We start from the raw sequence: 19097 nt of genomic DNA on the forward strand, positions 1-19097 counted from the left end.
GATGCGCGCTCAAGCGCGGCTTGTCGTCTCTGGGCGGACCGGGCCGATGGCGCCCGCTTCCTCGTACGCGGCCAGCTCCTCCTGCGAATGGCCGAGCCATGTGCCGAAGACTGCGCCGTTGCGCGCGCCCAGCGGCAGGCTCGGCTCGATCGGGCGGCGCACGGTGCCTTCGAAGACGAGGGGCGAGTGCGGCAGCACCACGCTGCCGAGCTCGGGGTGGTCGATCCATTGCAGGCTGCCGCGCGCATGCATGTTCGGGTCGTGCATCACTTCGGCGAGTTGCCGCACCGGCGCGCACGGGACCTTCGCGGCCAGCATGCGCTGGGCGACCTCGTTCCTGGCCAGCGAGCGGGTCCAGCCCTCGATCAGCGCATCGACCTCGGCGAAGTGCTCGACGCGCGAGGTGCGGGTCAGGAAGCGCGGATCGTCCTTGAGGTCGCCCCGGCCCATGACCTCGAGGATCGCGCGGAAGTGATGGTCGCCCGGCGCATTGAGCACCACATAGCCGTCGGTCGTCTCGTAGACGTTGTAGGGCGAGATGCCGAGCCCGCCATGCCGGTTGCCCGTGCGTGCCGGCGCCGCGTCGCCGCGCGCGTGCAGCATGCCCAGGTTGGACGCGAGGGATGCATAGGTCGCGTCCTGCATCGACACTTCGACCACGCGGCCTCGGCCCGTGCGCTCGCGCTCGTAGAGCGCCGTCATGATCGCGCCGTACAGATGGATGCCGGCCATGAAGTCGCAGATGGCCGCGCCGGACTTGACGGGCGGCTGGTCCGCAAAGCCGGTCGAATCGATGACGCCGCACATCGCCTGCATCACGAGGTCCATGGCCGGGTAGTCGCGGTAAGGGCCGGACTTGCCGTAGCCCGAGCTCGAGCCGTAGACCAGCCGCGGGTTGATCTCGTGCAGTTGCGCGGCACCGACGCCCAGGCGGTCCATCACGCCGGGCGCGAAGTTCTCCACCAGCACGTCGGCCTTGGCGACCATCTCGCGCAGCAGTGCGCGGCCCTGTTCCGTCTTCAGGTTGAGCGTGACGGGCTGCTTGTTCGAGTTCAGCATCGCGAAGGGGAGGGCCGCGCCGCCCATGTCGCCGCGGCTGCGCAGGTGCTCGCCCTGGAAGGGTTCGACCTTGATGACCTCGGCCCCCGCCATCGCCATCAGGAAGGTGGCGTACGGTCCGTTGTAGACATGCGAGAGGTCGATGACGGTGAGGCCGGCGAGCGGGTAGTCGGTGCGGGCGTCGTTCGACGTGGATTCAGGTGAGGGCATGGAGCCTCCGCGATTCGCCAGGGCTGGCAATGAATGAAGGAAGGATGGATCGAATGAAGGATGGACGGATGGCTTCTCGCGACGTCATCCGCGCTGCACCGGCGCCCCGCGTGCCAGCACCCGCTGCGCGGCGCGATGGTGCGGGCGATCGAGCATCTTTCCCTCGACCGCGATCGCGCCGGCCGCAGGCGAGGCGTCGAATGCCGCGATCACGCGCTGCGCCCAGTGCACATCGGCACTCGACGGCGTGAAGGCTTCGTGGATGGGGCCGATCTGGTCCGGATGGATCGCCACCTTGGCCGAGAAGCCATCGCGCGCCGCCTCGGCCGCTTCGGCCTTCAGGCCTTCGGGATCGCGGAAGTTCGTGTAGACGGCATCGATGGCCGGGACCTGCGCGGCCGTGGCGCCGAGCAAGGTCAGCGCGCGTGCGAGCTGATAGGGCGCGGTGTAGCGCCCATCGGGCCCGCGGTTCGCCAGGGCGCCGATGTCGCTCGCCAGATCTTCGCCGCCCCAGAACATTCCGCTGAGTCGGGCGCCGGCCTCGCGTGCGTAGCTCTCCATGCCGAAAAGGCTGGCAGCGGTCTCGGTGACGATGGGCAGGAGGCGCAACGAGCCCGCGGCCACGTCGTACCGGGCTTCGAGCGCCGAGACCTGGGCGTCGAGCAGTGCGACGTCGCGGCCGCCCGTGCATTTGGGCAGCATGAGCCCGTAGGGACGCGCACGCACCACGGCCGCCAGATCGTCCGCGGTGAGGCCGGTCGTCAGCGCGTTGACGCGCACGAACAGAGGCAGGCGCTCGCGATGCGCGCTGACGAACTCGGCGCACATCTCGCGCGCCCGCGGCTTCTCGGCCTCGGGCACCGCATCCTCCAGGTCGATGATCAGCGCACCCGCGCCGGATTCGAGCCCCCTGGACAGCTTGCGCGCGTCATGCGCCGGCACGAAGAGCAGCGAGCGCATGATCAGAACGTGCCCATCGAGAGGAAGCCGTCCACGGGATCGAAGTCGGCCACCAGCTTCTTGCCGACCAGGTCCTTGAGCGCTTCGGTGGCGCCGCCGCCCAGCGTGCCGTAGCGCACGCCGCGGTAGATGCGCGAGATCGGATAGTCGTCGCAGAAGCCGTAGCCGCCGTGCACCTGCAGCGCTTCGGTCGCGACCCGGATCGCCATCTCGTTGACGAAGATCTTCGCGATCGCGGCGTCGTGCGGATCGGGAAAGGGGTTGGCCGTGAGGCATGCGCGGTACAGCAGGCTGCGGCCGGCCTCGATGTCGCGGTACATCTCGGCGAGCTTCCACTGGATGCCCTGGAACTCGGCGACGGCGTGACCGCGGATCGTGCGTTCGCGCACGTAGCCGATGGCTTCCTCGAAGGCCGCCTCGGCCAGGCCCAGCGAAACGCTCGGGTTCAGGCAGCGCTGCGTGTTGAAGGCCGACAGCAGCTTCTTGAATCCGCCTTCGCGCAGGACCACGTTCTCGACCGGCACCTCGCAGTTGTTGAACTGGATCTCCGCGAGGTACTCGCCGCCCATGGTGTGGTAGCGCGCCGTGACCTCGAAGCCGGGCGTGTTGCGGTTCACGAGCACGCAGCCGATGCCCTCGCGGCCGGGCGTGCCGTTGATGCGGGTGAAGACGACGAACCATTGCGCCTCGTTGGCGCGGCTGATCAGTGTCTTGACGCCGTTGACCACGGCGCGGTCGCCCTTGATCACGGTGTTGGTCTTGTAGTTGGGCACGTCGGTGCCGGCATGCGGCTCCGTCATGCACACGGCCAAATGCGCTTCGCCCGAAACGACCTTGGGCAGGATGTCGCGCTTCATGCTCTCCGGCGCGTAGGTGCTGATGACGCGGACTTGCACGCCGACCATGCCCATGAGTGCCATGGCCGTGCAGTAGCAGTGCTTGGCGACTTCCTCCATGATCAGCGCGGTGTCGAACACCGGCAGGTTCGAGCCGCCGTACTCCTCGGGGATCGACATGCCCAGCACGCCGATCTTCGCCAGCGCGTTCAGGTTGTCCCAGGGATAGGTGCCGTCCAGGTATTTGATCGAGTTGCCGCGGAAGTCCTTGTCCTTGGCGAGGCTGCGGACGGTGCCCACCAACGAACGTTGCTCTTCGGTGAGTAGAAGTCTCTGGTTGCTCATGATGTGATTCCTTGTCGGGTCGGTGGATTGCAGGGTTCGGTGAAAGGCGCGCTGTGACTCATGCCACGACGCCCGTGAAGCGCGGAGGCCGGCGCTCGGCGAAGGCGGCAAGGCCTTCGGCGTAGTCGGCCGACCCGAGGATGTCCGGCAGCGCCGCGCGCTCGAGCCGCAGCCCGTCGGCGAGCGGCAGCTCGATGCCCTGGTAGACGAGCTGCTTGAGCGCAGCGAGCGCGGGCGCCGAGCGGCCGGCCAGCAGATTCGCGAAGGCCAGCGCGCGCGCGTCGAGGGCGTCGGGCGCGGCGAGCTCGTTGACGAGGCCGATGCCCAGGGCGTATTCACTGGTCACCGGATCGCCGCTGAGCATCATCTGCAGCGCGCGGCTCACGCCGATCAGGCGCGGCAGCCGTTGCGTACCGCCTGCGCCGGGGAAGGCGCCGACGCGGCTTTCGGTCAGGCCCAGCGTGATGCCGGCGGCGGCGATGCGCAGGTCGCAGGCGAGCGCCAGTTCGAGTCCGCCGCCGAGCGCCAGGCCGTTCAGGACAGCGATGGTCACGCAGCGCGATGCGGCGAGCGCATGGACGGCTGCGTTGATGCCCGCGTTGTGCGCCATCCGTGCCGCGAGGTCCATGCTCTTGCGTTCCTTGAGGTCGGCACCCGCGCAGAACGCACGGCCGCTGCCGCGGATCAGGAGCACGCGGGCCTGCTTCGCGGCGGCATCCGATATCGCCTGCGACAGCGCAGCCACGGTCGCCACGCCGAGTGCGTTCATGCGTTCCGGGCGCTCGAGCCGGATCTGGAAGACACCGTGGCCCAGTTCATCTAGAAAAAGGTCCTGGTTCATGCGTGCTCCTTGCACAGTCCATGCAACAGCGCGTCGCGATGGTCGGGATGTGAAATGGCCGCAAGCCGCCGCGCGCGCTCGCGCAGTGAACAACCACGCAGATGCGCCGCGCCGTGCTCGGTCACGATCACATCGACGTCACTGCGCGCGGTGGTGACCGGACGGCCTTCGAGCGAAGCGACGATGCGCGAGTGCTTGCCGTCGGGCGTGGTCGAAGGAAAGGCGATGATCGATCGCCCGCCGGGCGAAGCGATGCCGGCGCGCACGAAGTCGACCTGGCCACCCACCGCACCGAGATAGCGGCCACCCGCGATCTCGGCATTGGCTTGGCCCGACAGGTCGATCTCGATCACCGAATTGATGGTGTGGAAGCACGACAGCGAGGACGTGACCGCGAGGTGGTGCGTGTACTCGACGCTGCGCAGATCGACGCTGCCCGAGCGCTCCGCGAAGTCGCGCAGGCGTTGCGTGCCGAAGAGTCCGCCGGTGACGGTGCGGCCCGCATCGCGCCCCTTGTGGGCGTTGGTGACCACGCCTTGCTCGATCAGGTCCACCAGCACGTCCGAGACGACGCCGCTGTGCACGCCAAGCTCGCGGTGGCCGGCGAGTGCGTGCGCGACCGCGGCCGGCAGCGTGCCGACGCCGAGCTGGATCGTTGCGCGGTCGGGGATCAGCGCCACCACCTGCTGTGCCACCAGGGCTTCGACGGAAGAAGGTGCGGGGTCCGGCATGTCGATGAGGCGTTCATCGCTCTCGACGAGCAGGTCGATGTCCGCTGCATCCACCACGGCGTCGCCGGCCAGCAGCGGCAATGCGGGATTGACCAGCGCCACCACCAGCCTCGCTTGCCGGATCAGGGCTTGCGTGAAATCGGCAATGACGCCGAGCGTGAAGCCGCCGGCGGGCAGCGCGCGGACCTGGATCAGCACCACGTCCACGCGCAGGATGCCGCTGCGCAGCAGGGAAGGAATCGAACCGACGTGGCACGGATAGATGTCCGCCATCGCGGTGACGCGCCGGCTGCCGCCCGCACCATTGAGGGCACGGAAGGCGAAGTGATCGGCCAGCTCGGGACGCAGCGTGTCCGACGCCGACAGGCCGAAGAACAATTCAGCCGATGTCAGGCTGGCGCGCTGCGCGACGAGCGCTTCGGTCAATGCGAGCGGCTCGCCGGGGCCTTGCGGCCAGCCGATGACATCGCGCGGGCGCAGGCAGTCCGCGAAGCGGAGCTGATCGATGGGCAGAGTCTGGGGCATGGCGCGCGTCACTCCGCCTGGATGTGGGCATCCTTGATGAGCTGGCCCCAGCGCGCGTAGTCGTCGGCGATCGTCTTGCCGAACTGCTCGGGCGATCCGGGCTGCGGCGTGGCGGCTTCACGCGCCAGCAACTCGGCGACATCGGGCGCGGCCAGCACCGCGTTGAGCTCATCGTTGAGCCGCTTCACGACCGGCGCCGGCATGTGCGCCGGACCCGTCAGCCCCCACCACACCGTGAGCTGGAAACCCGGCACGCCGGCCTCGGCCACTGTCGGCAGCTGCGGCGCCAGCGGCGAGCGCTGCGCGCTCGTCACCGCCAGGCCGCGCATCTGGCCCGCGTTGATGTAGGGCACCGCCGAAGCGAGGCTCGGCAGGAGCATCTGGAGGGTGCCGCCCATGAGGTCGGTGAAGGCCGGACCGATGCCCTTGTATGGGACGTGGACGAGCTCGATCTTGGCCGCGGATGCCAACAGTTCGGTCCCGAGGTGGTTGATGCCGCCGATGCCCGCCGAGCCGTAGCTGATGCTCTTCGGCTTGGCGTGCGCCAGGTCGATGAATTCCTGCAGCGTGCTCGCCTTGACCTTGTTTCCCACCACGACCACGAAGGCGCCCGCACCGATCTCGCCGATCGGTGTCAGGTCCTTGATCGGGTCGTAGCTCAGTTTCTTGATGGCGGGGTTGGTCGTGATGGAACTCGAGACGAACAGCAGCGTGTTGCCGTCGGCCGGTGACTTCACGACGTAGTCGGTGCCGATGGTTCCGCCCGCGCCGCCGCGGTTGTCGACGATGACGCTCTGGCCGAGCCGGGCGCCCAGCTTGGATGCGATCACGCGCGCGATGTTGTCGTTGCTGCCGCCCGGCGCAAAGGGCACGATCAGCTTGATGGGCCGGTCCGGCCAGGCGGCCTGCGCCGTCGCGCAGGCGAGCAGCAAGGCGGCTGCGCAGGCGGCGAACGAGGTCCGCCGCGTGAGTGAGTTCTTGAGGGTCATGGTGTTGTCTCCGGGGTTCACGATTCGGGTTGAAGTGCGCGGGCGAGTGCGCTCACGTCCGCGCAGGTCTCGATGCTTTCGACGAGCCGGCGAAGGCGTGCCGCGGCGTCGGCATGCAGCGGTCGCGCCGCAGCGCGGAAGCAGTCGATGGCCTTCGCGTCCATCGCTGCGGCCGTCATGGGGCGCTCGGGATGACCGAGCGGTTGATCCACGCGCAGGCTGTGCGTCGTGCCGTCGTTCATCTCGACGTGCATCAGTGCGGGGGTCACGTTGCGTCCCCATTCGCGCTCGATGTCCTTGTCGACATACGGATCGATCCGCTGCGCCAGGGCCAGGATGTCTTCCCGGCCCAGCGAGGCCTGCTCGAAATGACCCAGCCGCACACCGCCGTCGACGATCGCCGCGGCCACCGTGTACGGAAGGCTGAACTGCGCATGGACCACGGAGCGCGGGGTCTTGCGGACCTCGATGGGCGTGCACACGGCCTCGTGCGCCTGGCGGTTGATGCCGACGCGAATGCGCCGCACCTGTCCGGCGCGAATCGCATGCGCCTCGCGCAGCGCGAGCGCGGCATCGATCGCGCTGTGATTGAGGCGGCAGCAGGGATAGGGCTTGTAGCTCAGCTGCGTGAATTCATAGCGCTCGCCCAGCCCTTCGCGCAGGGCATCGCGATCGCAGCGGTCATGCAGGTAGACGCGCAAAAATCCGTCCTCGCCTTCGAAGGTGGCCTGGGCACCGCGCACCTTGCGCTGCGCGAGCTGGACAGACATCAGCGCGGATTTCGCGGCGAAGCCCGGCTGCATGCGCTTGGTGAGGGCGCCGTCGCGCGTGACCTGGTGATTGCCGGCGACCTGCGAATAGGCGATGCCGATCGCGTTCACCATCTGCGCCTGATCGAGCCCGAGCACGCGCCCGGCGGCCACGGTCGCCGCGAAATGGCCGAACAGCGAGGTGTACATGTACCCGCTCTCGACGATGCCGATGCGGGTCGCCACGCCCAGGCGGCAGATCGTCTCGAGGCCGGCGGCGACGGCAGCGAGCAAGTCCGCGCCGCCGACGCCGCCGCGCAGCTCGGCCGCAGCCAGCGCGGCCGGCACCACCGAAACGCCCGCATGAAGAACCGCGGCATCGTGCGTGTCGTCATAGTCGCGCGCATGCGCCATCGTGCCGTTGACCCAGGCGGCATGGTGCGCCGGCACTTTGTCGCCGAAGATCAGGAGGGAGGCTTGCGGCGCGCCGCCCCATTCGACGGCGAGTTCGCGCGTCTCGGCCACGGCCGCGGCGCTCGAGCCCGCGGCCGCGCAGGCCAGCGTGTCGAGCACGTTCATCCGGGCCGCGGCAATCGCCGGCGCGGGCAGCTTGTCCAGCGAGAGATGGCAGGCGAAGCGGGCCAGGACGACCGCAAAGTCTTCGCCCGCCGTCGCCGCGCTTCGACCGCCGTCAGCGGAATGCGCGGGGTGCATGCCCGCGTCGAGCGGGTCATGAAAAGCTGCCATGGGGGTCTCCGGTATTCGAACCAGCCGAGCGCTGGATGTCTGGGTGCGCAGGCAGTTTAGGAAGCGGCACCCCCTCGGGTCCATGGCTTTTTTCGGGACTCCGCGTGCTCGATTCGCGAACGATTCGTCGCGGGGTAGCATTGGCGCCCCGGAGACAACCGTGGCCCGACTGGAGGCAAGATGCTGATTGATCTGGTGCAGCTGCGCACCTTCGTTGCTGTGGCCGAGGAGCAGCACCTCACGCGCGCGGCCGAGCGATTGCACGTCAGCCAGTCGGCCGCCAGTGCCCACGTGCGAGCGGTCGAGGAAAGCCTGGACACGCAACTGTTCATCCGCACCAATCGAAGCCTGGAACTCACGCGCGCCGGGCAACTCCTGCTGATCAAGGCGAAGGCATTGCTCAACGAGGCGACGCTGTTCACGTCCTTCGCACGCGAGATCCACGGCAAGCTCGAAGGCCATCTGGTTCTCGGATCGACCAGCGATCCGACCTCGAGCCGGATCGGGGACGTGATCGCCGCGTTGCGCCACGCGCATCCGCTCATCACCGTCGACCTGCGCGCGCGGCCGTCGACCGGCGCGCAGGAGGGGCTGAAGACCGGCGAACTCGACATGATCCTGTTGCTGGGCCGGGCCACCAACGCCGCGTTCACGTACTACCGGCTCACGACCATCCCTTTCCGGGTCGCCGGCCCTGCGGCGTGGAAGGAGAAGATCGAAGGCGCGAGCTGGGCCGAGCTGGCAGCCCTTCCGTGGATCTGTCCCACCGACAGCAGCGTGGCCTATTCGACGATGCTGAAACAGCTCTTCGAGGAGCGCGGCCTCGAACTCAACACCGTCGCGCGCTTCGACAACGCAGCGCTCGGCCGCGCCATGCTGGAGGCCGGCGTGGGCCTGATGCTGATGCGCGAGGAGCATGTCCAGCACGGGCTGGCGCAGGGCGTCCTTGCCACCTCGCCCATTGCGCGCGCTGAATTTCCTCTGTTCGTCGCCCATGTGAGCAGCCGTCTCAATGACCCGCTGGTCCGCGCCTTTCTTGCGGCCGTGATGCAGGTCTGGCCCGGGATGGCGCTCACGCCCTCGCAGGGGTCCTCCTGAAGTCAGGCTCTGCTGGCTTTCGCTGCTATCGTCCCCGCTCCCATCACACGCGCAGCCCGGGTCCGATCTTGCGGACCTCATGCCAACCCACGGCCGGCGAAATGGCCGGCCGCATTCCATGACCCTTCTTCAAATCACCGTTCTCGCCCTCGTCCAGGGCATTGCCGAGCTGCTGCCGGTCTCGAGCTCGGCCCACGTCATCCTGGCCGAGAAGCTGATGCACCTGGACCCGACGGCGCCGGACATGACCTTGCTGCTGGTGATGCTCCACACGGGAACGATGTTCGCGGTCATCGCCTACTTCTGGACCGAATGGAAGGCGACGTACTTCTCATCGGGCCAGGCGTTCCGGCGCAATGCGGGGCTCATCGTCATCGCGACCGCGGCCACCGGGCTGGTCGGCCTCGCCCTGCTCAAGCTCATTCCGTACGCGCTGGGCGCCAACCGCGACACCTTCGAGATCGAGCACCTGTTCGGCAACGTGTACGTGATCGCCGGCGGCTTGGCGGCGGCGGGCGTGCTGATTCTTGTCTCCGGCCTGCGGATGCGCACCCATTCGGCGTCGGAGAAGCTCAAGCCTGCGTCCGCGCTGTCGATCGGCGTGGTGCAGGGACTGTGCCTGCCGTTTCGCGGCTTCTCCCGCTCGGGCGCCACCATCTCGACCGGATTGCTGACCGGCGTGTCCCGGCTGCGCGCGGAAGAGTTCAGCTTCGCGCTGGCGGTCGTGCTCACGCCCGCCGTCATCGCGCGCGAGGCCTATCGCCTGTTCAAGTCCTCGGGCGGCCTGGGCGCCGGTCAGTGGCTTCACCTGGCCCTGCCGAGCCTGCTGGGCATGGCGATCAGCTTCGTCGCGGGCATGATCGCGCTGCGCTGGCTGTCACGCTGGCTGGAGAACGGGCGCTGGCACTACTTCGGCATCTACTGCCTGGCGATGTCCGCCGTGGTGCTCTATGCGCAGGGGCGTGTGCTCTAGAACGCAGGCCTCGAAAGGCGTCGGGAACCACGCCGGCGGATTGCCAGTCCCACCGAGGCAAAGGACTCGATGGACATGCAACACGCGCGCTGGAAACTGCCCGTGCCGGGCTTGGTGCTGTTTGCCGCCGTGATGGTGGCGGCGATCTTCGCTGCCGCCATTGGATTGAACGTCGCGTTCGAGCGCTCCCTGCGCGGGGATGCGCGAGCGCCAGGCGTCGCCAAGTCGGCCGTCCCGGCCTCGCCGGCCTTGGGCGTCAGCGCTGCAAGCGCCCAGCCAGCGACGCCTCGCTGAGCGGCCGGCACTGCGTCTTCCAGGTTCTCCGCCGATCAGCCTGATCCGGTGGTCATGCGCAGAGCGCTTCCACCGCCTGCACGCTCGGCACGCCGAAGTCCGTGATGGCCAGCACGACGGGCCGCGAGGGGGCGGTGCGGTAGCGTTCCACCGCGCGCGCCTCGATCAGGCTGAAATGCAGCTTGCAGGCATCGACCAGGCTGTTGCCGCCGCCGCGCGCGCCGAACAGGTCGCGCAGCGCGTCCTCGCTGATCTCGGCAATGATTCGCGGGCCGTCGAAGCCATCCGGATAGATGGCGAACCGGACCGTCGCGGTGTCGAAGCAGTGAATCGCTTCGCATGTCATGGAGGTCTCCTTTTTGTGCGCGAGAATTTCACGCCCATGCTGCTCCTACCCGGCGCAGCACAGCGCGCAAGACAATGACAGACATCGCCTACAGGAGGGTTACTCGCGCATGGACGGTCCGTTCGATCTGCAGCGCTTCGTCGACGCACAGCACGCCGTGATCGAGCGCGCCCTCGACGAATTGCGGGCCGGCCGCAAGCGCAGCCACTGGATGTGGTTCGTGTTCCCGCAGATCGCGGGCCTGGGCCGAAGCGAGACCGCGCAGCACTACGCCATCGTGTCGCTGGCCGAGGCGCGCGCCTACCTGGCGCATCCGCTGCTCGGCCCGCGGCTGCACGCGTGCAGCGCAAGCGTGCTGGCGGTGCAGGGGCGCAGCGCCAGCGAGATCTTCGGCGCGCCCGACGATCTGAAGTTCCGTTCGTCGATGACCCTGTTCGCCGAGGCCGATCCCGCGGCGCAGGTCTTTCGCGCCTGCCTCGAAAAATATTTCGGCGGCCAGCCCGACGCCGCTACCCTGTCCCGGCTCGGGAGCGGCCCCGCCAGCTAGCGCAGTTGCCCCGTCAGGTAGGGCTCCGGGTCCACCGCCACGCCTTGCTTGCGGATCTCGAAATGCAGCTTCACGCGGTCGGCGTCGCTGTTGCCCATCTCGGCGATGACCTGGCCCTGGCGCACCACGTCCTTCTCCTTCACCAGGATGCGCTGCGCATGCGCGTAGGCGGTGAGGAAGGTCTCGTTGTGCTTGACGATCACCATGTTGCCGTAGCCGCGCAACTCGCCGCCGACATAGACCACGCGGCCGTCGGCCGCCGCGACCACCGGGTCGCCCATGTTGCCGGCGATGTCGATGCCCTTGTTGTGCTCGGCGTCGAAACCCGCGATCGTGCGGCCGCTTGCCGGGCGGATGAAGATGGCCTGCGGCTTTGGCGCCGGCGCGCTGGGTGCAGGCTGGGAGATCGGCGGCAGGGGCGCGAAGCCGCCGTTGGCGGGTGGCGGAGGCAGACGCGATGGCGGCGTCGTGCAGGCCATCAACGCAGCGGCGGCGACGGCAGCGACGCCGATGCGGAGGAGGTGGGTCTGAACATGCATGGGATTGATTGAACCGAATCGGTGCAAAGGGTTCCGTCGCCATCGCGACCTTGGTGCGCTTTTTAACATGGCGCGGTCGCCACGGCGGTCGCCGCCAGCTTCTGCAGCAGCGGCTGGCGCGCCATCACCTCATCGCGTGGGCCGGCATCCACGATCTTGCCCGCCTCCATCAGCACCACGGTATCGAAACGTTCGAGCAGGCTCAGGCGGTGGATCGACGCGATCACGCAGGCCTCGGGGAAGGCCGCCGCGATGCGCGCCAGCACGCGCCCCTCGGTGGCGGCATCGAGCGCGCTGGTGGGCTCGTCGAGCAGCAGCAGCGAACTGCCTTGCGCGGCCAGCACGCCGCGCGCCAGGCACAGGCGCTGCCGCTGACCGCCCGACAGGTTGAAGCCGCGTTCGGACAGCATCGTGTCGAGATCGCCGTGCGTCGCCTTCAGCACCTCGTCGAAGGTGCTGACGTGCAGCGCCGCACGCAGGGCATCGTCGTCGCAGGGCTGGCCGAAGCCCAGGTTCTCGCGCACGCTGGCTTCGAACACTTCGGTCTCCTGCGGGATCAGCGTCGCGATCGTGCGCAGGCGCGGCCACGCATCGGCTTGTCCGTCGAGCGACAGCGATCCGTCCTGCGGCGCGTAGAGCCCGGCCAGCACGCGCAGCAGCGTGCTCTTGCCACCGCCGCTCGGCCCGACCAGCGCGATGCGGTCGCCGCGCCGCAGCGCCAGCGACACCGCATGCAGGCCGCTGCGCGTTGTCTCGGCGGCAGCCGGCGTGCCGCGCGGCGCGTAGTTCCAGACCAGCCCGTGCACATCGATCGTGTGCCAGCGCGCATCGCGGTCGATGCGCTCCTGCGTCAGATCGTCCGCGCGCGATGGCGCCTGCCAGATCGGCTCGGCGCTGCTGTAGTCGGTATGCATCCGCGCGAAGAACTGGAAGTTGGCTGCCATCGAGGTCACCACGCTCGCGGCCTGCTGCGCGTACTGGTAGATCATGAACACCGCGCCCAGCATCACCGCCTGGCCCGGTGTGCGCTCCTGCCAGACGTAGACCACGACCAACCCCCAGGTCAGCGCCAGCCCCATCAGGTCGACCGCGAACCACTTGCCTTCGTTCAGCACCACGGTGCGCTTGAGCGGCGCCGAGATCGCCTGCATGCGACGGTGCAGCAGGCCGCGCGACGCGGCCGAAAGCCGCAGGCCGATCACCGTCGACGCGTTGCCCAGAAAGTCGAGCAGCGCCGCGACGTAGCGCCGGTCGGCATCGTTCTCGGTGCGTGCCAGGCGCATCAGCGCGCGGTCGAAGCGCACGATGATGACCGCGATCACCACATAGCCGCCGATGGCCATCGCGCCGCTGGCGTGCGAGAGCAGCGTCAACGCGACCAGCGGCCCGATGAAGTTGACGATGTTGGTGAGGTAGATGAACTGGTTCTGCGCGAAGTCCGACAGCGCGCGGCTCGCCTGGTGCACCCGGTGCTGCAGTTCGCCCGAGTGGTGGCCGTCGTGCCACGCGAGCGGCGCCGCGGCGATGCGCGCGTACAGCGTGTCGGCCAGCGCCTCGCGCACGCGCAGTCCGACATTGCGCTCGAGGATGCGCCCCGGCCCGTGGATGACCCACGAGACGAGGTAGATGCCCGCCAGCGCCGCGATCCACCGGCCCGAGCGCGCGATGTCGCCGGTCTGCAGCGCATTGATGGCCTGCGCTGCCAGCCAGGGCATCGTGAGACGCAGCAATTGCGAGGCCGTGAGCAGGACCGTCGCGCCGACCAGCTGCGGCCGCGCGCCGCGCGCGTAATGCCAGAGCGCGGCAAAGAGCTCGCGCATCGCATTGCCGGGAGCGACCGCGCTCACAGGGCCCCCACGCTCGCCACTTCGTGTGCTTCGCTGCCCCCCGAGGGGGCGCGAGCTTGCTTGGGGCGGCCCGGCGCTGCGCTCATCGTGCAGAGGCCCCGCTATTTCTGCGGGATCGGCGTCGCGCGATCGATCGGCACCGCGGTGATGCTGTTCTTCGGCGAGCCATCGATCAGCAGGTCGGAATAGGTGAGGTAGACCAGCGTGTTGCGCTTTGCATCGACCATGCGCACCACGCGCAGCCGCTTGAAGAGCACCGACAGCCGCTCGCTGTAGACCTCTTCGCGCCGGGGCAGCGGCTGTGTCACGCTGACCGGGCCGACCTGGCGGCAGGCGATGGAGGCCTCGGCCTTGTCCTCGGCCAGACCGAGCGCGCCGGAGACGCCGCCGGTCTTGGCGCGCGAGACGTAGCAGGTCACGCCCTGCACCTTGGGATCGTCGTAGGCCTCGACCACGATCTTGTGGTCGGGGCCGATCAGCTTGAATGCGGTGTCGACGTCGCCGATGGTCTCGGCCTGCGCGCATGCGGCCAAGCCGGCCAGCGCCGCGCCGCAGATCGCCGCGTGCAGGCGTCTCACTGGAGTACCTTCGCGCAACAGCGCTTCGGTATTCGCCTTCGGAGCGGCCGGGCGTCTCATGCGATGTCCACCGTGTGAACGCGGTCGAAGCTGCCGCGGCGGCGGTCCTCGAAGTAGCGCTCGAGCGCCGTGCGCACGGTGCGAAAGGCGATCTCTTCCCAGGGGATTTCTTCCTCGGTGAAGAGCCGGGCTTCGATCGTCTCGTGGCCCGGATCGAACTTGTCGCTCAAGAGCTTGGCGCGGTAGAACAGGTGCACCTGGCCCACGCGCACTACGCTCATCACGGCGAACAGGCCTTCCATCTCGTACTCGGCGCCGGCCTCCTCGTCGGTCTCGCGCGCGGCGCCCTCGGCCGTGCTCTCGTTGAGCTCCATGAAGCCGGCCGGCAGCGTCCACTTGCCCCAGCGCGGCTCGATGTTGCGCTTGCACAGCAGCACGCGCTCGCCCAGCACGGGGATGGTGCCCACCACGTTCAGCGGGTTCTCGTAGTGGATGGTGCCGCAGGCCGGGCAGACCGCACGTTCCTTGGTGTCGCCGTCGTCAGGGACGCGGTAGGCCACCGCGGTGCCGCAGTTCTTGCAGTGTTTGATGGGGACGCGCAGGAGCATGTAGATCAGGCGACCTTGACGGTCAGCGTGGGCAGGCCGGTGATTTCGCCCACCATCGTATCGCCCGACACCACGGCCGCCACGCCTTCGGGCGTGCCGGTGAAGATCAGGTCGCCGGGCTGCAATTCCCACGCGGCCGACAGGTGCTCGATGGTTTCGCCGATGCTCCAGATCAGCTTGCTCACGTTGCTGCGCTGGCGGTCGGCGCCGCCGACCTGCACCGAGATTTCCGCCTTCTCGATATCGCCCGCCTTCGCGGCCGGCACGATCGGGCCGATGGGTGCGCTCTGCTCGAAGCTCTTGCCGATGTCCCACGGGCGGCCCTGCTTCTTCATGTCGTTCTGCAGGTCGCGGCGCGTCATGTCGAGCCCGACCGCGTAGCCGAAGATGTGCTTGTGCGCATCGGCCGCCAAGATGTTCTTGCCGCCGGTGCCGATCGCAGCCACGAGTTCGATTTCGTGGTGCAGGTTCTTGGTCAGCGTCGGATAGGCCATGATGCCGGTGGCGCCGGCATCGACCACCACCACCGCATCGGCCGGCTTCATGAAGAAGAAGGGCGGTTCGCGGCCGGTGAAGCCCATTTCCTTCGCGTGTTCCTCGTAATTGCGGCCCACGCAGTAGATGCGGTGCACGGGAAAACGGGCGGCCTGGCCGACCACGGGGATCGAGACGACGGGAGGCGCAGTGAAGACATGCTCGGTAGCCATGGGGAAACGTCCTTTTCAGCGAAAACGGCAGTGTGCCAGAGGGCCCGGACCGTTGCCCGGGGATTGGCTTCCCACGGGCCCGGCGGCTATGCTTGGCGAATGATGAAGCTCCACAACTACTTCCGGTCCTCGGCCTCGTTCCGCGTGCGCATCGCGCTCAATCTGAAGGGCCTCGACTACGACTACATTCCGGTCCACATCGCGCGCGGCGACCACAAGACGGGTCCGTTTTCCGCGGTCTCGCCGGACCGGCTGGTGCCCCTGCTCGAAGACGACGGCGAGCGGTTGACGCAGTCGATGGCGATCATCGAATACCTCGACGAAACGCACCCCGAGCCGGCGCTGATGCCGCGCGACCCGCTGGGCCGGGCGCGCGTGCGGGCCCTGTCCGAGTCGATTGCCTGCGAGATCCATCCGCTGAACAACCTGCGCGTGCTCAAGTACCTGGTGCGCGAGCTCAAGCTCGACGACGAGGCCAAGAACGCCTGGTACCGCCACTGGGTGCGCGAGGGCATGCTGGCCTTCGAGCGCCAGCTGGCGCTCCTGCCGGACGGCGTCTACTGCTACGGCAACACGCCCACCATGGCCGATTGCTGCCTGGTGCCGCAGATCTTCAACGGCCAGCGCTTCGATTGCGACTTCAGCGGGCTGCCGCGCACGATGGCCGTGTTCGATGCCTGCATGCAGCTCGACGCCTTCCAGCGCGCGCAGCCCTCGCGCTGTCCCGACGCCGAAGCATGACGATGACGCCCGCAGGCTGGCTGCGGCCCGACTGGCCGGCGCCACCGGGCGTGCATGCGCTGTGCACCACGCGACAAGGCGGCGTGTCGGGCGGTCCCTATGAGAGCCTCAACCTCGGCGACCACGTCGGCGACGTGCCGGCCGATGTGGCCGCCAATCGCGCCCGCCTGCGCGAGGCGATCGGTGCGCAGCCGGTCTTTCTCGAGCAGGTGCACGGTACGCAGGTGCTGGCGCTCGATGCGGCCACTTCCAGCGGCAGCCGCGCCGATGCCTGCACCACCACCGAAGGCCGCGTCGCCTGCACCATCATGGTGGCCGATTGCCTGCCGGTGCTGTTCACCGACGCGTCGGGCCGGCGCGTGGCGGCGGCGCATGCCGGCTGGCGCGGGTTGGCGGCCGGCGTGCTGGAGCGCAGCGTCGATGTCTTTCGATCGGCGGGCGAGGCACAGGGCCTCATGGCGTGGCTCGGCCCGTGCATCGGCCCCGATGCCTTCGAGGTCGGGGCCGAGGTCAAGGCCGCATTCGAGGCCGTCATGCCCGATGCGGCGCCTTGCTTCGCACCCGCAGGCGCGACCGGCAAATGGATGGCCGACCTCGCCGGCCTCGCGCGCCGCCGCCTGCGCCATGCCGGCGTCATGCAGATCCACGGCAACGACAGCAGCGAGGTCTGGTGCACTTCGCACAATCCGTTACTTTTCTTCTCGCACCGGCGCGACCGCGTCAGCGGCCGGCTCGCCGCCTGCATCTGGCGCGATTGACGGGGTGTTCTCGGCGGCGCGGATCGCGGCCTCGCGCTCGGCCGCTTCGCGTGCCCTTTGCGCCTTGCGGCGCGCCGGCGTCGCCATCAGGTAAACCACCAGTGCCACCGGCGCCAGTCCGTAAAGTAGAAAGGTGAAGATGGCTCCGAGCACGGTGCCGTTGGTGTTGGTGGCTTCCGCGACGGCCATCATCAGCGCCACATAAAGCCAACCGATGACGACGAGGTGCATGGATGATGATTTCAGGAAGGTATGGGGCGCCGCGCTGGTTTCGCCCTTGTGAATGCAGCATACTCAAATCCCGTCCGTACCCGGTGAGCAAGCAGGAGACTCCATGAAACAACAAGCCACGGCGGCAGACAGCTTCGCGCCTTTCCAGCAGGCGCTGGCCCAGGGATGGGGCAAGGCGCTCGAGTCCTTCCAGTCGCTGGGCACGGGCGCCGGTGCGGGCGCCGCGGCATGGGACGTTCCGCGCTTCGCCATGGGCAGCGAGAAGCTGCAGGCGCTTCAGCAGCAGTATGTCGACGAGGCCACGCAGCTCTGGCAGCAGGGCTTCGCCGCCAAGGCCGGCGCCGACAAGCGGTTCGCGGGCGAGGCCTGGCGCAGCAATCCGGTGTCGGCCTTCTCGGCCGCCATCTACCTGCTCAACGCGCGCACGCTGATGGGCATGGCCGATGCCGTCGAGACCGACGAGAAGACGCGCTCGCGCCTGCGCTTCGCGGTCGAGCAATGGATGGCGGCCTCGGCGCCGAGCAACTACCTCGCCTTCAACGCCGAGGCGCAGAAGAAGGCGCTCGACACGCAGGGCGAGAGCATCGCCCGCGGCATCCAGAATCTGCTGCACGACGTGAAGCAGGGCCACGTGAGCATGACCGACGAGAGTGCCTTCGAAGTGGGCCGCAACGTCGGCACCACCGAAGGCGCGGTGGTGTTCGAGAACGATCTGTTCCAGCTGCTCGAATACAAGCCCCTCACCGCCAAGGTCCATGAGCGGCCGCTGCTGCTGGTGCCGCCTTGCATCAACAAGTTCTACATCCTCGACCTGCAGCCCGAGAACTCGCTGATCCGCTATGCGGTGGAGCAAGGCCATCGCACCTTCGTCGTGAGCTGGCGCAACCCCGATGCGTCGATGGCCCAGTACACCTGGGACCAATACATCGAGGATGCCGCGATCCGGGCCATCCACGTCGTGCAGGAGATCAGCGGCCAGGACAAGAAGGGCGGCAAGATCGACACGCTCGGCTTCTGCGTCGGCGGCACCATCCTCTCCACCGCGCTGGCCGTGCTGGCGGCGCGCGGCGAGCAGCCGGCCGCTTCGGTGACGCTGCTGACGACCCTGCTCGATTTCACCGACACCGGCGTGCTGGACATCTTCATCGACGAGAGCTTCGTGCAGTTGCGCGAGATGCAGATGGCCAAGGGCGGGATGCTGCAGGGCAACGAGCTCGCATCGACCTTCAGCTTCCTGCGACCCAACGACCTGGTGTGGAACTACGTGGTCGGCAACTACCTGAAGGGCGAGTCGCCGCCACCCTTCGACCTGCTCTACTGGAACAGCGACGCCACCAACCTGCCGGGCCCGATGTACTGCTGGTACCTGCGCAACACCTACCACGAGAACAAGCTCGCCGAGCCCGGCGCGCTGACCGTGGCCGGCGAGAAGGTCGACCTGCGCAGCATCGACGCGCCGGTCTATATCTACGGTTCGCGCGAGGACCACATCGTGCCCATCGGCGGCGCCTACGCCTCGACGCAACTGCTCGCGGGCAAGAAGCGCTTCGTGATGGGCGCCTCGGGCCACATCGCCGGCGTGATCAATCCGCCGGCCAAGAAAAAGCGCAGCCACTGGATCCGCGAGGACGGCAAGCTGCCGAAGACGCAGGCCGAATGGCTGGCCGGCGCGACCGAGCATCCCGGCAGCTGGTGGACCGACTGGTCGAACTGGCTCAAGACCCATGCGGGCAAGCAGATCCCTGCCCCGAAGGCCTACGGCAAAGGCAGCGCCTACAAGGCGACCGAGCCCGCGCCAGGCCGCTACGTCAAGGCAAAAGCCTGACCCTCACCCCATC

General features: G+C 68.3%; 21 protein-coding genes. 7 read left to right on the top strand and 14 right to left on the bottom strand.

Features of this window, described 5'->3' with window-relative positions:
* Positions 1-9 precede the first annotated feature (9 nt).
* The 7 genes from WDLP6_RS09435 to WDLP6_RS09465 form a co-directional block, all read right to left on the bottom strand.
* On the bottom strand, positions 10-1269 hold the full coding sequence (locus WDLP6_RS09435; RefSeq protein WP_162592113.1) for a CaiB/BaiF CoA transferase family protein: 1260 nt from the start codon (positions 1267-1269) through the stop codon (positions 10-12).
* An 84-nt stretch (positions 1270-1353) separates the two neighbouring features.
* A complete protein-coding gene (locus tag WDLP6_RS09440; RefSeq protein ID WP_162592114.1) occupies positions 1354-2229 on the bottom strand; it encodes an HpcH/HpaI aldolase/citrate lyase family protein in 876 nt (291 codons plus the stop codon).
* Between the two features lie 2 nt (positions 2230-2231).
* Complete coding sequence (locus WDLP6_RS09445; RefSeq protein WP_162592115.1) at positions 2232-3410, bottom strand: acyl-CoA dehydrogenase family protein; 1179 nt, start codon at positions 3408-3410, stop codon at positions 2232-2234.
* A 58-nt stretch (positions 3411-3468) separates the two neighbouring features.
* Positions 3469-4251 carry an enoyl-CoA hydratase/isomerase family protein gene (locus WDLP6_RS09450; RefSeq protein ID WP_162592116.1) on the bottom strand — a complete coding sequence of 261 codons (783 nt, stop codon included), beginning with the start codon at positions 4249-4251 and terminating at the stop codon, positions 3469-3471.
* On the bottom strand, positions 4248-5507 hold the full coding sequence (locus tag WDLP6_RS09455; RefSeq protein ID WP_162592117.1) for an acetyl-CoA hydrolase/transferase family protein: 1260 nt from the start codon (positions 5505-5507) through the stop codon (positions 4248-4250). The genes WDLP6_RS09450 and WDLP6_RS09455 overlap by 4 nt, the downstream gene beginning before the upstream one ends.
* Before the next feature lie 8 nt (positions 5508-5515).
* Entirely contained in the window at positions 5516-6496 is a 981-nt protein-coding gene (locus WDLP6_RS09460; RefSeq protein WP_162592118.1) for a tripartite tricarboxylate transporter substrate binding protein, read from the bottom strand.
* A 17-nt stretch (positions 6497-6513) separates the two neighbouring features.
* Positions 6514-7992 carry an MmgE/PrpD family protein gene (locus WDLP6_RS09465; RefSeq protein WP_162592119.1) on the bottom strand — a complete coding sequence of 493 codons (1479 nt, stop codon included), beginning with the start codon at positions 7990-7992 and terminating at the stop codon, positions 6514-6516.
* Between the two features lie 180 nt (positions 7993-8172).
* On the opposite strand from WDLP6_RS09465, the gene WDLP6_RS09470 reads away from it, so the two are divergent.
* The 3 genes from WDLP6_RS09470 to WDLP6_RS09480 all read left to right on the top strand — a co-directional run bounded on the left by WDLP6_RS09470 (position 8173) and on the right by WDLP6_RS09480 (position 10357).
* Positions 8173-9090, top strand: coding sequence for a LysR family transcriptional regulator (locus WDLP6_RS09470; RefSeq protein ID WP_162592120.1), 918 nt, complete (start codon positions 8173-8175; stop codon positions 9088-9090).
* Positions 9091-9208: 118 nt separating this feature from the next.
* Positions 9209-10063, top strand: coding sequence for an undecaprenyl-diphosphate phosphatase (locus WDLP6_RS09475; RefSeq protein WP_162592121.1), 855 nt, complete (start codon positions 9209-9211; stop codon positions 10061-10063).
* Between the two features lie 69 nt (positions 10064-10132).
* Entirely contained in the window at positions 10133-10357 is a 225-nt protein-coding gene (locus WDLP6_RS09480; RefSeq protein ID WP_162592122.1) for a hypothetical protein, read from the top strand.
* A gap of 52 nt (positions 10358-10409) precedes the next feature.
* Here WDLP6_RS09480 and WDLP6_RS09485 read toward each other — a convergent pair whose 3' ends face one another.
* Positions 10410-10703: a hypothetical protein gene (locus tag WDLP6_RS09485; protein WP_162592123.1), complete on the bottom strand. Its 294-nt coding sequence runs from the start codon at positions 10701-10703 to the stop codon at positions 10410-10412.
* Positions 10704-10812: 109 nt separating this feature from the next.
* Between WDLP6_RS09485 and WDLP6_RS09490 the strand changes: the two genes are divergently transcribed.
* Complete coding sequence (locus WDLP6_RS09490) at positions 10813-11250, top strand: DUF1810 domain-containing protein (protein ID WP_162592124.1); 438 nt, start codon at positions 10813-10815, stop codon at positions 11248-11250.
* Here WDLP6_RS09490 and WDLP6_RS09495 read toward each other — a convergent pair.
* From WDLP6_RS09495 to WDLP6_RS09515, 5 genes are all read right to left on the bottom strand, one after another.
* Complete coding sequence (locus tag WDLP6_RS09495; RefSeq protein ID WP_162592125.1) at positions 11247-11789, bottom strand: murein hydrolase activator EnvC family protein; 543 nt, start codon at positions 11787-11789, stop codon at positions 11247-11249. The two genes, WDLP6_RS09490 and WDLP6_RS09495, sit on opposite strands and share 4 nt — an antisense overlap.
* Positions 11790-11851: 62 nt before the next feature.
* Positions 11852-13636, bottom strand: coding sequence for an ABC transporter ATP-binding protein (locus WDLP6_RS09500; RefSeq protein ID WP_232077009.1), 1785 nt, complete (start codon positions 13634-13636; stop codon positions 11852-11854).
* 101 nt (positions 13637-13737) lie between these two features.
* Positions 13738-14274 (bottom strand): CreA family protein, encoded by a 537-nt coding sequence (locus WDLP6_RS09505; RefSeq protein WP_443083401.1) that lies wholly within the window; start codon positions 14272-14274, stop codon positions 13738-13740.
* The gene (locus tag WDLP6_RS09510; RefSeq protein WP_162592127.1) at positions 14271-14822 is read right to left on the bottom strand and encodes an NUDIX hydrolase; all 552 of its coding nucleotides are present in this window, start codon (positions 14820-14822) and stop codon (positions 14271-14273) included. Before WDLP6_RS09510 ends, WDLP6_RS09505 begins: the two co-directional genes overlap by 4 nt.
* A 5-nt stretch (positions 14823-14827) precedes the next feature.
* The gene (locus WDLP6_RS09515; RefSeq protein ID WP_162592128.1) at positions 14828-15529 is read right to left on the bottom strand and encodes a fumarylacetoacetate hydrolase family protein; all 702 of its coding nucleotides are present in this window, start codon (positions 15527-15529) and stop codon (positions 14828-14830) included.
* Positions 15530-15631: 102 nt separating this feature from the next.
* On the opposite strand from WDLP6_RS09515, the gene maiA reads away from it, so the two are divergent.
* Both maiA and pgeF read left to right on the top strand, forming a co-directional pair.
* Complete coding sequence (maiA, locus tag WDLP6_RS09520) at positions 15632-16270, top strand: maleylacetoacetate isomerase (RefSeq protein WP_162570412.1); 639 nt, start codon at positions 15632-15634, stop codon at positions 16268-16270.
* 2 nt (positions 16271-16272) lie between these two features.
* Complete coding sequence (gene pgeF, locus WDLP6_RS09525) at positions 16273-17028, top strand: peptidoglycan editing factor PgeF (RefSeq protein WP_162595033.1); 756 nt, start codon at positions 16273-16275, stop codon at positions 17026-17028.
* Here pgeF and WDLP6_RS09530 read toward each other — a convergent pair.
* Positions 16960-17259 carry a hypothetical protein gene (locus tag WDLP6_RS09530; protein ID WP_162592129.1) on the bottom strand — a complete coding sequence of 100 codons (300 nt, stop codon included), beginning with the start codon at positions 17257-17259 and terminating at the stop codon, positions 16960-16962. The genes pgeF and WDLP6_RS09530 overlap by 69 nt on opposite strands.
* Positions 17260-17362: 103 nt before the next feature.
* Here WDLP6_RS09530 and phaC point away from each other — a divergent pair, with 103 nt between their 5' ends.
* Positions 17363-19084 (top strand): class I poly(R)-hydroxyalkanoic acid synthase, encoded by a 1722-nt coding sequence (phaC, locus tag WDLP6_RS09535; RefSeq protein ID WP_162592130.1) that lies wholly within the window; start codon positions 17363-17365, stop codon positions 19082-19084.
* Positions 19085-19097 lie beyond the last annotated feature (13 nt).

The sequence above is a fragment of the Variovorax sp. PBL-E5 genome, from assembly GCF_901827185.1.
GTDB lineage: Bacteria > Pseudomonadota > Gammaproteobacteria > Burkholderiales > Burkholderiaceae_C > Variovorax.

Bases quoted from the DNA above. Each gene is read 5' to 3' on its own strand.
- WDLP6_RS09470 (WP_162592120.1), top strand. From the start codon at position 8,173: ATGCTGATTGATCTGGTGCAGCTGCGCACCTTCGTTGCTGTGGCCGAG.
- WDLP6_RS09455 (WP_162592117.1), bottom strand. From the start codon at position 5,507: ATGCCCCAGACTCTGCCCATCGATCAGCTCCGCTTCGCGGACTGCCTG.
- WDLP6_RS09515 (WP_162592128.1), bottom strand. From the start codon at position 15,529: ATGGCTACCGAGCATGTCTTCACTGCGCCTCCCGTCGTCTCGATCCCC.
- WDLP6_RS09490 (WP_162592124.1), top strand. From the start codon at position 10,813: ATGGACGGTCCGTTCGATCTGCAGCGCTTCGTCGACGCACAGCACGCC.
- WDLP6_RS09440 (WP_162592114.1), bottom strand. From the start codon at position 2,229: ATGCGCTCGCTGCTCTTCGTGCCGGCGCATGACGCGCGCAAGCTGTCC.
- WDLP6_RS09480 (WP_162592122.1), top strand. From the start codon at position 10,133: ATGGACATGCAACACGCGCGCTGGAAACTGCCCGTGCCGGGCTTGGTG.
- phaC (WP_162592130.1), top strand. From the start codon at position 17,363: ATGAAACAACAAGCCACGGCGGCAGACAGCTTCGCGCCTTTCCAGCAG.
- WDLP6_RS09435 (WP_162592113.1), bottom strand. From the start codon at position 1,269: ATGCCCTCACCTGAATCCACGTCGAACGACGCCCGCACCGACTACCCG.
- maiA (WP_162570412.1), top strand. From the start codon at position 15,632: ATGAAGCTCCACAACTACTTCCGGTCCTCGGCCTCGTTCCGCGTGCGC.
- WDLP6_RS09445 (WP_162592115.1), bottom strand. From the start codon at position 3,410: ATGAGCAACCAGAGACTTCTACTCACCGAAGAGCAACGTTCGTTGGTG.
- WDLP6_RS09460 (WP_162592118.1), bottom strand. From the start codon at position 6,496: ATGACCCTCAAGAACTCACTCACGCGGCGGACCTCGTTCGCCGCCTGC.
- WDLP6_RS09485 (WP_162592123.1), bottom strand. From the start codon at position 10,703: ATGACATGCGAAGCGATTCACTGCTTCGACACCGCGACGGTCCGGTTC.
- WDLP6_RS09465 (WP_162592119.1), bottom strand. From the start codon at position 7,992: ATGGCAGCTTTTCATGACCCGCTCGACGCGGGCATGCACCCCGCGCAT.
- WDLP6_RS09495 (WP_162592125.1), bottom strand. From the start codon at position 11,789: ATGCATGTTCAGACCCACCTCCTCCGCATCGGCGTCGCTGCCGTCGCC.
- WDLP6_RS09475 (WP_162592121.1), top strand. From the start codon at position 9,209: ATGACCCTTCTTCAAATCACCGTTCTCGCCCTCGTCCAGGGCATTGCC.
- pgeF (WP_162595033.1), top strand. From the start codon at position 16,273: ATGACGCCCGCAGGCTGGCTGCGGCCCGACTGGCCGGCGCCACCGGGC.
- WDLP6_RS09450 (WP_162592116.1), bottom strand. From the start codon at position 4,251: ATGAACCAGGACCTTTTTCTAGATGAACTGGGCCACGGTGTCTTCCAG.
- WDLP6_RS09530 (WP_162592129.1), bottom strand. From the start codon at position 17,259: ATGCACCTCGTCGTCATCGGTTGGCTTTATGTGGCGCTGATGATGGCC.
- WDLP6_RS09510 (WP_162592127.1), bottom strand. From the start codon at position 14,822: ATGCTCCTGCGCGTCCCCATCAAACACTGCAAGAACTGCGGCACCGCG.
- WDLP6_RS09505 (WP_443083401.1), bottom strand. From the start codon at position 14,274: ATGAGACGCCCGGCCGCTCCGAAGGCGAATACCGAAGCGCTGTTGCGC.